Raw genomic sequence first — 12627 nt, forward strand, 5'->3', positions numbered from 1 at the left:
CGCGGCGCTCGGCCGGTTCGCCGCGGTGCCGCCCCAGGGGCTGCTCACCCGGCCCGAACTCCCCGCGGCCCAGGCGCTGTCGGCCCGCGGCCTGCCGGCCCGGCCGGCCCGGACACTGGTGCGGCCGCTGCTCACCGCGCTGCTGTCGGACCCGGACCTGACGACCTCCAGCCGGGTCGCCGATCTGACGCTGCGCGGCTTCGCACGCGGCGGGCTGTGCGTACCGGCGGGCGGCCAGGCCACCGTTCCCGAACTGCTGGCGGCGGCACTGCCGGACGGCACGGTGCGCACCGGGGTGCGGGCCACCTCCGTGAGCACCCACGCCGTGGCGACCGAGCGGCACGGCACCTTCCCGTGCGAGGCCGTCCTGGTGGCCACCGGGGCCCGCTCGGCCGCCGCGCTGCTGCCGGGGCTGCGGGTGCCGGACTTCCACCCGGTGACCGTGCTGCACCACGCCGCGGAGGAGCCCGTCCCGCTGGGCGCGCCGGAGCCGTCGTTCACGGTGTGCGCCGGGCGCGACGAGGACGGCGCCGAGGACGCCGCCCCGGTCAGCCACACCTGGGTGGCCTCCGCCGTGGACCCGTCGCGAGCGGAGCCGGGCCGGACCCTGGTCACCTCGGTGGTGCTGGGCGAGCGGTCGGCCGAGCCGCCGGCGGCGCTGGACAAGGCGGCGCGCGGTCAACTGGCCCGCGTCTACGGCACGTCCACGGACCGCTGGGAGCTGCTGGCCGCCTACCACGACCCGGACGCGGTGCCCGCGATGCCCGCGCCGCACGACCCGTGCCGACCGGTGCGGGTGCTGTCCGGGCTGTACGTGTGCGGGGAGCACCGGGACACCAGCACCCCGCGCGGGGCGCTGGTGTCGGCGGAGCGGGCCACGGAGCAGATCCTGCGGGACTTCGGGCGTCCGGCGGTGCCCGGACAGCTCGCCCAGGAGGCTGCCGCCTAGCCGCCGACTAATCGAACAAAGATCCCGAACTCCCCGATGACCAGCGGGTTCTGTCAGTGGGGCCGGGTAGGATAAGGGGTAGTCAGCAAGGAAGCGCACCGAGGTTTCAAAGGAGACCGTCGATGACTGCTGTCCGTTCCCGCACCCCTCGTTCGCACTCCCGCCCCACCTCCCGCACCTCCTCCAAGAAGCGTCCGCAGCACCAGCAACCGCACCTGCCGACGATGTCCACCCTGCCCGTCCTGCCGAAGAAGCCACTGCCGGCCGGCCGGCCGCGCGAGTGGTACGTGACCCACAACCGCCGGCTCAAGGCCATGCGGATCGCCATAGCCCTGCTCGACACCGGCGTCTACACCGTCGAGCAGGCGTGCGACCACACCATCCACGCCACCGCGCAGCGCATCGGCGTGCACCCGCCGTCGCCGGCCACCTGCCGGCTGGTCCGCTCGCTGCTGCCGTGACCCGGTAGCGCTTCCTCCGTGCGCCCGTCGCGGGAGAGGACGGCGTCCGAAATCCGCTTGGCGTCATCACCATAGGTGCCATACGGTCCTGACGCGTGCGTCCGCGCGTGTCAGGACCGTACAGCGGCGAAGGGCGGAACACCCCGATGGCGACAGGCAGCAGGTCACGCGCCGAGATCATGGCACTGGGGGCCGCGGCGGTCACCGTCGTGCTGTGGGCCTCGGCCTTCGTGTCCATACGCAGCGCCGGCGCACACTACTCCCCCGGGGCCATGGCGCTCGGGCGGCTCGGTGTGGGCTCCCTCGTCCTGGGCGCGGCGCTGCTGCTGCGGCGCGAGGGGCTGCCGCCCAAGGCCGCCTGGCGCGGCATCGTCCTCTCCGGCGTGCTGTGGTTCTGCGCCTACACGGTCACCCTCAACTGGGGCGAGCGCCTGGTCGACGCGGGCACGGCCGCCATGGTCGTCAACGTCGGGCCCCTCCTGATGGCCCTGCTGGGCGGCTGGCTGCTGAAGGAGGGCTTCCCCTCCCGGCTGCTGGCCGGAATGGCGGTCTCCTTCGCGGGCGCCGTCGTCGTCGGCCTCTCCGTCTCCGGGGGCGGCGGCGGCTCCTCGCCGCTGGGTGTGGCACTGTGCCTGCTCGCCGCCGTCACCTACGCCATCGGCGTGGTCAGCCAGAAGCCGGCGCTGCGGCACGCCTCCCCGCTGCAGACCACCACCTTCGGCTGCCTCATCGGCTTCGTGGCCTGCCTGCCGTTCAGCGGGCAACTGCTCTCCGACGTACGGGACGCGCCGCTGCCGGCGACCCTCAACGTCGTCTATCTCGGCGTGTTCCCGACCGCGCTCGCCTTCAGCACCTGGGCCTTCGCCCTCTCCCGCACCACCGCGGGCCGCATGGGCGCCACGACCTATGTGGTGCCCTTCCTCGTCGTGCTGCTGTCCTGGCTCCTCCTGGACGAGGTGCCCGGCCGGCTCGCCCTGGCGGGCGGCCTGCTGTGCCTGGCGGGGGTGGCCGTCTCCCGGTCGCGGAGCCGCGGGGAGCGGCCGCCCCACGAGCCCCCGGCTAGTGCTGCCGCACCAGCCGCGCGGCCGACGTCCCCAGTCCCGCAGGACGGTCGAACGGCCGGCTAGGCGAGAAGTGCCGCCGCAGGTCCGCCTCGGTGTAGCGGCGGCACCCGCGGTGCCACACGAGGATGCCGGACATCCAGTTCTCCAGGTCCCGCACATAGCCGTCCAGCGCCGCCCGCCCGTCCTCGTCGAGCGCGAAGTCGTCGTAGAGCACGGGGAACTCGTGCGCGGCCACGTGCTGGAACTGCCGCATGCGGGAGGTCATCAGGTCGTCCACGATGCGCAGCGCCGTGGGGTAGTCGCAGTCGAAGAAGTCGCGGACGACGAGCAGCCCGTTGTGGATCTCGCCCTCGAACTCGATCTCCTTCTGGTACGAGAAGACGTCGTTGAGCAGGCAGGCGTAGTCGGCCGCCGCGTTCTCCAGCGACTTCATGGGGCCGCTGGCGTAGACCTCCTCCGGGATGCTGTCCGGGTGCGCCAGCCGGCACAGGCTCATGGTCAGGTCGGAGCCGAAGGTCCTGCGCCGCATCTCGACGTAGTCGACGGGGTCGGGGATCCGGTTCTGCGCCTGGTTGTCCAGCTCCCACAGCCAGCTGTCCGCCATGGTCTCGACGGCGGCGCGGAAGCGGCGGCGCTTGGCGACGCTCATCGGGCCCGCCGTCCTGGCCCACAGATCGGCCAGCGAGCGCTCCAGCGGACCGGCCGGCGGCGGGACCGGCTCCCCCTCGACGGGCATGAACAGCGACAGCCGCTCGGTGCACACCCGGGCGCCCGGCAGATCGCGCGTGCTGCCGAAGCGGAGCGGGTAGTAGTCGTCGCCCCAGGTGCCCCAGGCCAGCCAGGCCGAAGTCAGGTCGAGCTGGTCGGGCGTCGCGTCGGGGTGGATGCCCGCGGCGCACAGCGGCAGGTCGTGGTCGCGGATCAGCTCCTCGTCCCACACGGTGCCGCCGGGCACGTCCGGCTGCGGGTCGAGCATGCCCATGGCGCGGGCCCAGACGACGACGCGCTCGCGGGCCCCGGCCAGGTGCGGGCTGCGCCTCGCCGTGAAAGGCATCTCGAAGTCGGGCAGCACCGAGGGGCCGGTCCGCTCGTAGGGGACGTGGGTGAAGGAGCGGGTGCGGCGCGCGTGGGCGCGGGCGTGGCCCCGCCACAGGGAGTGCGGCGCGTCGGCCGCCGAAGTGCCCGGCCCCGAGGGCAGGAACGGCAGCAGGAGCGAGGACGGTGCGGGCCGCGCGGCGGCTCCCCCGCCGTTCATGTAGCGGCTGGAGCGCAGGTGCCACTCGTGGCCGCCGGACTGCCAGTCCTGGAGCCCCTTGGTGTAGGCGGCGATGTCGGCGCAGGCCGCCGCGTCCAGCCCCTTGCCGGCACAGAGCGCCGGCACCTCCGTCAGCGCGGTGTGCTCGAACTGCTGGAGGCGGGAGGTGAGCAGGTCGTTGACGGCGTCGGCGGCCTCCTGGGTGGTGCAGTCCAGGAAGGTCTCCAGGACGAGGACGCCGTTGGACAGCTCGCCCTCCTCCCTCGTCTCCCGCTCGTAGGAGAAGAGGTCGTTGCGCAGGTGGACGGCGTCGGAGAAGGTGTCGCGCAGGACGCACAGCGGGCGGGACGAGGCGACGGCGGCGGGCACCTCGGCGTGCGCGGCGAACTCGACCAGGCCCGCGGACCAGGGCGCGCCGCCGACCTTGCGCCGCATCTCGATGTACTCGACCGGGTTCGGCACCCGCCCGATGTTGATGTTGGACAGCTCCCACAGCGACTCGTTGAGCAGGTTCTCGGTGCTGACGGCGAACCGGGCGCGCCAGTCGGCCGACATCGACGGGACCGTCCTGGCCCACAGGTCGGCCAGGCCCGCCTCGACGGGGTTGGTGGGCTCGGGCACCGGCGCCTGGTCCCGCAGCGGCATGAACAGCGGCAGCCGGTCCAGATACGCCTTGCCGCCCGCGCGGTCCTGGGTGCGCTTGAACTCCTCCAGGAAGTGGTCGTCGAAGAAGAAGACCCACACGTACCAGTCGGTGACCAGCGCCAGGTCGTCCGCGCTCGCGTCGGGGTGCGTGTAGGCGCACAGCAGCGCGTAGTCGTGCGCGTCCAGATCCGCGGTCTCCCAGATGCCGGAGCCCTCCAGCATGCCCAGCTCGCGGGCCCACGCGCGCGAGTGCTCCCGCGCGTGGTCGAGGTGCGGGTTGAGGCGGGCGGGATACGGCACGTAGAAGTCGGGCAGTTCGAAGGGTTGCGACACCGCGCGGTCCCCCCAGCTCGTCGGATCCGGTGCGGACTTGGCCTACCCCGCGCGAAGCGATGAACATCCTTTTTCACCCGTACGTGGGATGTCATGGCGGGGACCGCTCGAACAAAACGCTTGGCGTGCGCGGATGTTGGGCTGGTAGGTTCACGATCGTGGCGAAGCTGAATCAGATCATCGCAGTCGAGAAGGGCGTCAAGTCCAAGGTGGCCCAGGACCTGGCGCAGGCGCAGCACGGGCTGGGGAAGCCGCAGATGCTGGCCGGTATCTCGCGTACATACCAGCCCAAGGACGAAGAGGGCGAGCAGCTTCCGCCGGAGTCGACCCGGGTCCAGGTCAAGGCCGAGGATGTGCTGAAGGAAACGGCAAAGATCCTCACCCGGCTGTTCGATGTGACCGCGACGAAGGACTGGGCGAACCTGACGGCCCGCGCGGACGTGGTCGTCGACGGGCACACGGTCCTGGCGCAGGTGCCGGTCTCCTATCTGCTCTTCCTGGAGAAGCAGCTCGGCGAGCTGGGCACCTTCCTGCGCAGGCTGCCGGTGCTGGACGGCGCGGAGGCGTGGGAGCGCGACCCGTCCACGGACTGGTGGAAGACCGAGCAGGTCCGCACGGTCCGCACCAAGAAGGTGCCGCGCAACCATGTGAAGGCCGAGGCCACCGACAAGCACCCGGCCCAGGTCGAGGTCTACTACGAGGACGTCCCCGTCGGCTACTGGACCACGGTCAAGTACTCCGGCGCCCTGCCGGCGCGGCGCGTCAACGAGCTGCTGGAGCGGCTGGAGAAGCTGTCCGCGGCGGTGAAGTTCGCCCGCGAGGAGGCCAACGCGACCGAGGTGACCGACCAGCGCGTCGGCGACGCCGTCTTCGGCTACCTCTTCGCCTGAGCCGCGCCGGGACCGCGCCCGGTCGGCTCGTCCCCGCACACAACTCAAGACTCCCCGGGCCAGGGCTTCAGCGGCCCTCGGCCCGGGGTGCGCCAGGAGCGCAAAGCTGAGTCAGAAGCTGATGTGTGAACCCCCGGCCGCCCTGCCGAGACAGGAGGCCGGTCAAGCTCAACCTCTCGCTCCAAGCTCAGCATCGCCGTTCATCGCCCGGCAACCGGGGCGGTGACGACCTCGAGACGCCGGTTCGAACCCGGCCGGCCGTTCCACGTGCGGCCGTGGTGGAGTGGCTCCACGCGAGGGCATCGCCGAACGATCCGCCCATGAACCGCCAGGGCGTGCGAGCGAACGGCACCCAGGACCCCGGGGCCGGGCAAAGCCCCGGGGTCCCTTTTGCCGCTTCTCCCGTACTTCCCCCGTACTTCTCCCCCCTTCCTGCGGTCTGCCGCCCCCGTGGTACGTTGCAGCCGCCAGTCGAACCCCGTGACGGGGTCAGGGAATCCGGTGGGAGACCGGAGCTGACGCGCAGCGGTGTGGGACTGGGGTGTGCACGAGGCCACTGGGGACGAGGTCCCCGGGAAGGCGCGCTCCCCGGCAGTCCCGAGCCCGAAGACCTGCTGGCACCCGCGCTCCGGGGCTCTTCCGGGCGCGGTGGTACGCCGGGCCCCGCGACTGGGCTCACGACGGAGAAGGACACAGCTGGCCATGCGCCGAACGCGTCGGGTGCCCCCGATATCCCGTGCCGCCCTGCGGGCGGGCGCCGCCCCTCCCCCCGACCGGTGCACCCGCTGCGCCGGGCGTTCCCCACTGCGCCCCCGCCGTTCCCCGCGCCGCGCGGTGCGCGCGGCGCTCGTCCCGCTGCTGCTGGTGCCGCTGGCGGCCTGCGGGGGCGGTGCCGCCTCGGGGAAGGCGGACGGCGGCTCGCCCGAGGGGTTCCCCTACACGGTCGACAACTGCGGGGTGAGGACGACCTTCACCGCGCCGCCGAAGCGGGCCGTGACCATGAACCAGCACGTCACCGAGATCATGCTGGCGCTCGGCCTCCAGGACCGGATGGCCGGCACGGCCTACCTGGACGACCGGATCGCGCCGCGCTACGCCAAGGCGTACCAGAAGGTCAGGGTGCTGGCCGGGAAGTACCCGTCCAAGGAGACGCTGCTGGCGGCCGCCCCGGACTTCGTCTACGGCGGTTACGCCAGCGCCTTCGACCGGTCCGAGGGCCGCGACCGCGCCGCCCTCGCCGACAGCGGCATCAGGACCCGGCTCAATCTGGAGGGCTGCACGACGAACGTGGACCTGGGCACCCTCCGCAGGGAGATCCGCGAGGTGGGCCGCGTCTTCGGCGTCCCCGGGCGGGCCGAGGCGCTGATCCGGAAGCAGGACAGGCGGCTGGCGGCCACCGCGCGGCGGCTGAAGGGCACGCCGAGGACGCCCGTCTTCGTCTACGACAGCGGCGACTCCTCCGCGTTCACGGCCGGCGGCGAGGGCATCGGCAACGAGATCCTGCGCCGGGCCGGCGCCCGCAACGTCTTCGGGGACGTGGACAAGGCGTTCGCCGACGTCTCCTGGGAGAAGGTCGTGCAGCGCAAGCCCGAGGTCGTGGTCGTCTACGACTACGGCGGCACGAGCGTCGCGCAGAAGAAGAAGCGGCTGCTGACGGACCCGGCGCTGGCCGGCGTCCCCGCCGTGAAGCACAAGCGGTTCGCGGTGCTGCCGCTCTCGTCGGCGGTGCTGGGGCCGCGCGTGCCCGACGCCGTCGAGTCGCTGGCCCGGCAGCTGCACCCGCGCGCGGCCGGCCACGGGGACGGGTGAGCGGCGTGCCGCACACCTCCGCCTCCACCCCCACGACCTCCGCCGCCTCCCCCGCTACCCCACCCGCCGCCCTCGGCTCCGCCGCCTCGCCGCTGCGCCGCACGCTGGTGGCGGGCGTGCTGGGCGCCGTCCTGGTGGCCGGGGCCGTCGCCGGGCTGGCCCTGGGCTCGGCGCGGATACCGGTGGGCGAGGTGCTGGGCGTACTGACCGGTCGGTCCGGACCGGGGCCGTACACCACCATCGTGCTGGACGTACGGCTGCCGCGCGTCCTGCTGGCGGCCGTGGTGGGTGCCGGACTGGCCCTGGTGGGCGCCGTGCTGCAGGCGCTGGTGCGCAACCCGGTGGCCGACCCCTACCTGCTGGGCATCTCCTCCGGCGCCTCCACCGGCGCCGCGCTGGTGGTGGTCTTCGGGATCGGCGCCGTCTCCCTGCCCCTGGGGGCGTTCGCCGGCGCGATGACGGCGCTCGTCGTCGTCTACGCGATGGCCCGGCGCGGCGGCACCATGACGACGGGACGGCTGGTGCTGGCCGGGGTCGCGGTGCAGTACGTGCTCTCCGCGCTGACGAGCCTGGTCCTGGTGACCTCCTCCGAGAACGAGCACCTGCGGGCCATCCTCTTCTGGACGCTCGGCGGGCTCGGCCAGGCCCGCTGGGACACCCTGCCGCTGCCCGCGCTGGTGCTCTCGGCCGGACTGGTCCTGCTGCTGGCGCTGGCCAGACCGCTGGACCTGCTGCTGGCCGGGGAGGAGGGCGCCACCGTGCTGGGACTCGACGTGAACCGCTTCCGGGCCGCCGCGTTCGTGCTGGCCTCGCTGGTGACGGCGGTGCTGGTGACGGCCGGCGGCGCGATCGGCTTCGTCGGGCTGATGGTGCCGCACGCGGCACGGATGGCGGTCGGCGCCGCACACCGCGCGCTGCTGCCGGTCGCGGCGCTGGGCGGCGCCGCGTTCCTGGTGCTGGCCGACCTGGCGGCGCGGACCCTCGCCGCCCCGCAGGAGATCCCCGTGGGGATCCTGACGGCACTGACGGGCGGCCCGTTCTTCCTGTGGCTGCTGCGCCGCTCCCAGCACGCCGAGGGGGTGACGGGATGAGCCGGGCGGCCGCGTGCGCGCTGCGCGCCGAGGAGGTCTCCTACCGGGCGGCCTCGGGCCGCGCCCTGCTCGACGGGGTGACGCTGGAGGCCCGGCCCGGCGAGACCGTGGGCGTGGTCGGGCCCAACGGCAGCGGCAAGACGACCCTGTTGCGGTGCGTCTACGGGACGCTGCGCCCCACCCGGGGCCGGATCCTGCTCGACGGGGAGGACGCCGCCGCGCTGGGCACCAAGGCGCGGGCCCGCCGGGTGGCGGCCGTACCGCAGGACGCGGGCGGCGGGTTCGGGCTGAGAGCCGGCCAGGTCGTGGCGATGGGCCGCTCCCCGCACAAGCGGTTCTGGGAGGGCGACAGCGCGCGGGACACCGCGCGGGTTGCCGGGGCGCTGGAGCACACGGGCGCGGCGCCGCTGGCCGGGCGGCCGTTCGACCAGCTGTCGGGCGGCGAGCGGCAGCGCGTCCTGGTGGCCCGCGCGCTGGTGCAGGACCCCGCGCTGCTCGTCCTGGACGAGCCGACCAACCACCTGGACGTGCGCTACCAGTGGGAGCTGCTCGCCCTCGTCCGGGACCTGCCCGCCACCTGCCTGCTGGCCCTGCACGACCTCAACCTCGCCGCGTACTTCTGCGACCGGCTGTACGTGCTGGAGGCCGGGCGCGTGGTCGCGGACGGCACACCGCGCGAGGTGCTGACGGCGGACCTGCTGGCGCGGGTGTACGGGGTACGCGCCGAGGTCGACGTCCACCCCGGCACGGGCGCGCCCACCGTCGTGTACCTGCCGCCGCGGGAGGCGCCCCGTGCACGGTGACCCCCTGGTGCCGGACGAGCTGACAGCGCTCGTCGCACTGACCGACCTCGCCTCCGCGCACGGCACCCGCTACCACGTGCTGCCCGGCGAGCCACCGCCGGAGCAGGCGGAGGCGTGGCTGCCCGCCGACCGCCTGCTGGAGGCGGGCAGCCCCGAGCGGGCACGGCTGCTGGCGGCCGAGTGGGCGGGCAGCGGACACCGCACCGCCCACGCGGCGGCCCTCACCCTGATCGCCGTGTACGCGGGCCGGGTGACGGCGGTGGCGATGCTGGGCTGGGTGCTGGACGGACGCGTGTGGGACGTGCGGCCGCACAACGTCCTGGTCCGGCCGGGCACCCACGGAATCGCCGGTGTACGGCTGCGGGTACCGCGCCTGCTGGCGGCGCCTTCCGAGGACCGGACGGCCACCCTTCCCGCCCTCCACGAGGCGGTGCTGCACACCCATCTGCTGCCGCTCGCCGCGGCGCTGCGCCGGGACACCCGGGCGGGGCTGCGGCAGCTGCACGGCGGGGTGGCACACGGCTGCGCGACGGCGCTGAGCGCCGCGGCGCCCCGCGAGACGGCCGAACTGGCCCGGCGCTGGGCCGAGTTCACCGCACCCGCGCCCCGGCTGGCGGCTCCCGGCCCGCCCCTGCCCCGGCTGGCGGCTCTCGGTGACCTCGCCGAGGTCGTCCACACCGACGGAACCCGCCGCCTCCACTACCTCCGCACCACCTGCTGCCTCTACTACACCAGCGCCGAGGCGGTCCGCTGCGCGAGCTGCTGTCTGACCCCGCGCGCGGACCGGCTGCGCGCCTACGCGGCACGCTGAGCGCCTGCGCCGGACGCCGAGTGCCCAGGCAGGACGCCGGACACACCGAGCGCCTAGGCGGGACGCCGGAGACCGAGCGCCTACGCGGAACGCCGAGCGCGCCCGGACCGCGCGGAGCGCCTCACGGCAGGTCGGTGCGGCCCAGCCACGCGGGCTTGACCGGCACCCCGTCCGGGTACCGCTCCACGTCCGGCACCTCCGGGTCCGGCTCCACGGACTCCTCCGCCGGTGCGGGGCGTTCGGGGGGTTCGGCCGGGGCCTCGGAGTCCTCCAGCAGCTCCGCCACCTGGAACCGGGTGCCGAAGGTCTCGTACGAGCCGTCCACGACCAGCAGGAAGCCCTCGCCGGTCCGGAAGAGCCGCCGGCGCCGGGGACTTCTGGGGTGCTCGGGCCGGTAGTGCCGGGCGCGGCGGTGCAACGCCTCCATGGCCTCCTCGCGGGTGCCCTCCACATGCCCGATCACATGGGCCACCAGGTGCTTGTTCTCGCCCATGCCCACGGTGTACTCCGCGACCAGGCCCCACGTCGTCATACGTCCCTTCCCCTCTCCCCCGTCCCCTACTTCCCCCTCGTCCCCTCTCCGCCCTCTCCCGCAGCCCACCCTAGGCCCCGTCCCACAGCGCGGTGCCGTGCCCCCGCACCAGGGCGGTGATCCGGGCGAGCGCCTCCCCGACGGGCAGCGGCGCGGGGCGGCGGCCGTCCCGCAGACGCGGGGCGACCCGGCCCGCACCGGCCTCACGCGGGCCGACGACCGCCTGGTACGGGACCAGGCGGGCCCGCCCTCCCGCTGCGCGTCGATCCCGGCAGCGGCCTCACCGACGCGGAACTGGCCCGCCTGGCCGAGTGGTTCCGCTCCCAGGAGCCCTGACAGCCGCGGCGGCTCCCGCCGGCAGCACCGAGACCCGCGGCCCGCACCGGTGTGACCTGCGACGACGCGGAACGGGGCATTCCCGCACACTCCTCCGGCCGGGCTGGACGCCGCGGGCGTGGCCCTGGGTACGATCACCGCACCGCGGCTGCGGCCGGGCCCGGAGCAGGGCCGTGGCCGCCGCGGCTGAACGGGTAGCACGGGGGAATTCGTGTTCGGAATAGTCAGGCCATGCCGGCACCGCCTGTCCGAGAGTCTCAGGACCGAATGGATGGCGCATCTGTGCGGGCTGTGTCTCGCGCTGCGGGGCGTCCACGGGCAGTTCGCCCGGCTGGTGACCAACTACGACGGGTTGCTCGTCTCCGTCCTCACCGACGCGCAGAGCGGGCGGGCCGCCGCCGCCCGCCGTACCGCGGGCCCCTGCCCCCTGCGGGGCATGCGGACGGCCACCGTCGCCCAGGGCGAGGGCGCCCGGCTGGCCGCCTCGGTCTCACTGGTGCTGGCCTCGGCGAAGGTACGGGACCACATCGCCGACCGGAACGGGCTGCTGCGCCGCCGCCCGGTGGCCGCGGCGGCCCGCCGCGTCGCGGCCGGCTGGGACCGGGCCGGCGCCCGCTCGGGCGGCGCCGTCGGTTTCGACACGGCCGTCCTGCTCGACGCCGTGGACCGGCAGACCCACGTGGAGCGCGCCGCGGGGCCGGGCACACCGCTGACCGCCGTCACCGAGCCGACCGAGACCGCCACGGCCGCGGCCTTCGCCCACACCGCCGTCCTGGCGGGCAAGCCCGGCAACGCGGCGCCCCTCGCCGAGGCGGGCCGCCTCTTCGGCCGCCTCGCCCACCTGCTGGACGCGGTCGAGGACCGCGCCCAGGACGCCGCCGAGGGTGCCTGGAACCCGCTGACCGCCACCGGCGCGGGTCTCACCGAAGCCCGCCGCCTGTGCGACGACGCCCTCCACGGCATCCGGCTGGCGCTGCGCGAGGTGGACTTCGCCGACCCCAAGCTCGCCCATGTCCTGCTGGTCCACGAATTGCCGCGCGCCGTGGACCGCGCGTTCGGCACGGTCCGGTGCGCCCACACGGGTCCCGGCCCGCACCCGGGCCCCGCCCCCGGCGCCCCGTACCAGCAGGGCGTCCCCGCACAATCCCCGTACGGCCTGCCCCCGTACGGCCAGCCCCCGCACGGCCAGCCGCCGCACGGGCAGGCGCCGCACGGCCGGCACGGGCAGCCTCCGTACGGCCAGGCGCCGCAGGGTCTCAACGGTCCCCAGCAGCCGTACGCGGGCGGCGGCCACACCCCGCCACCGGACGGCGGGCCGGGAGGCGGCGGCTGGGACGGCTGGGGCGGCGGGAGCGACGGTCCCGGCGGCCCGGAAGGACCGGTCGGCGGGTCCCCGCGTCCCGGCCGCAAGCCACCGCGCGGCTTCTGGGCGGGCTGCGCCGCCTTCGCCGGCCTGTGCTGCACCTGTCAGCTGTGCTGCGCCGAGGAGTACGAGGGCCCCTGGTCCCGCAAGAAGCGCGAGGGCAGCTGCCGCGACCTGTGCGACTGCTGCGACTGCTGTGAGTGCTGCAATTGCGACTGCAATTGCGACTGCGGCTGCTGCGACTGCTGAGTCCCCCGAGGCACCGGACCGGGGCTGCAAGGAGCC

At 74.5% G+C, this 12627-nt stretch carries 11 protein-coding genes, 1 pseudogene and 1 riboswitch; of the genes and pseudogenes, 9 read left to right on the forward strand and 3 right to left on the reverse strand.

Features of this window, described 5'->3' with window-relative positions:
• The 3 genes from FM076_RS08710 to FM076_RS08720 all read left to right on the forward strand — a co-directional run.
• A partial coding sequence (locus FM076_RS08710; protein ID WP_173869346.1) for an FAD-dependent oxidoreductase occupies positions 1–949 on the forward strand: 949 nt, incomplete at its 5' end.
• Between the two features lie 122 nt (positions 950–1071).
• Positions 1072–1410 carry a hypothetical protein gene (locus FM076_RS08715; protein WP_428814753.1) on the forward strand — a complete coding sequence of 113 codons (339 nt, stop codon included), beginning with the start codon at positions 1072–1074 and terminating at the stop codon, positions 1408–1410.
• A gap of 146 nt (positions 1411–1556) precedes the next feature.
• The gene (locus FM076_RS08720; RefSeq protein WP_173869347.1) at positions 1557–2537 is read left to right on the forward strand and encodes a DMT family transporter; all 981 of its coding nucleotides are present in this window, start codon (positions 1557–1559) and stop codon (positions 2535–2537) included.
• Here FM076_RS08720 and FM076_RS08725 read toward each other — a convergent pair.
• Entirely contained in the window at positions 2470–4707 is a 2238-nt protein-coding gene (locus tag FM076_RS08725) for a terpene synthase family protein (RefSeq protein ID WP_173869348.1), read from the reverse strand. The two genes, FM076_RS08720 and FM076_RS08725, sit on opposite strands and share 68 nt — an antisense overlap.
• A gap of 158 nt (positions 4708–4865) precedes the next feature.
• Between FM076_RS08725 and FM076_RS08730 the strand changes: the two genes are divergently transcribed.
• The 5 genes from FM076_RS08730 to FM076_RS08750 all read left to right on the forward strand — a co-directional run bounded on the left by FM076_RS08730 (position 4866) and on the right by FM076_RS08750 (position 10111).
• Positions 4866–5597, forward strand: a complete 732-nt coding sequence (locus tag FM076_RS08730; protein ID WP_173869349.1) for a hypothetical protein — start codon at positions 4866–4868, stop codon at positions 5595–5597.
• 451 nt (positions 5598–6048) lie between these two features.
• Positions 6049–6230: riboswitch (cobalamin riboswitch) on the forward strand.
• A 69-nt stretch (positions 6231–6299) separates the two neighbouring features.
• Positions 6300–7406 (forward strand): ABC transporter substrate-binding protein, encoded by a 1107-nt coding sequence (locus FM076_RS08735; protein ID WP_173869350.1) that lies wholly within the window; start codon positions 6300–6302, stop codon positions 7404–7406.
• A 92-nt stretch (positions 7407–7498) separates the two neighbouring features.
• Entirely contained in the window at positions 7499–8497 is a 999-nt protein-coding gene (locus FM076_RS08740; protein ID WP_180218148.1) for a FecCD family ABC transporter permease, read from the forward strand.
• On the forward strand, positions 8494–9300 hold the full coding sequence (locus FM076_RS08745) for an ABC transporter ATP-binding protein (protein WP_173869351.1): 807 nt from the start codon (positions 8494–8496) through the stop codon (positions 9298–9300). The genes FM076_RS08740 and FM076_RS08745 overlap by 4 nt, the downstream gene beginning before the upstream one ends.
• A complete protein-coding gene (locus FM076_RS08750) occupies positions 9290–10111 on the forward strand; it encodes a (2Fe-2S)-binding protein (RefSeq protein ID WP_173869352.1) in 822 nt (273 codons plus the stop codon). The genes FM076_RS08745 and FM076_RS08750 overlap by 11 nt, the downstream gene beginning before the upstream one ends.
• A 121-nt stretch (positions 10112–10232) precedes the next feature.
• On the opposite strand, the gene FM076_RS08755 is transcribed toward FM076_RS08750, so the two are convergent.
• Positions 10233–10643, reverse strand: a complete 411-nt coding sequence (locus tag FM076_RS08755; RefSeq protein WP_173869353.1) for a hypothetical protein — start codon at positions 10641–10643, stop codon at positions 10233–10235.
• Positions 10644–10713: 70 nt separating this feature from the next.
• Positions 10714–10911: pseudogene (locus tag FM076_RS33535) on the reverse strand (threonine--tRNA ligase); the annotation flags it as partial.
• Positions 10912–11190: 279 nt separating this feature from the next.
• Here FM076_RS33535 and FM076_RS08760 point away from each other — a divergent pair.
• Positions 11191–12591, forward strand: a complete 1401-nt coding sequence (locus tag FM076_RS08760; RefSeq protein ID WP_173869354.1) for a DUF5685 family protein — start codon at positions 11191–11193, stop codon at positions 12589–12591.
• The last annotated feature ends 36 nt before the right edge of the window (positions 12592–12627 follow it).

The organism is Streptomyces albus subsp. chlorinus (genome assembly GCF_013302895.1).
Lineage (GTDB): Bacteria > Actinomycetota > Actinomycetes > Streptomycetales > Streptomycetaceae > Streptomyces > Streptomyces chlorinus.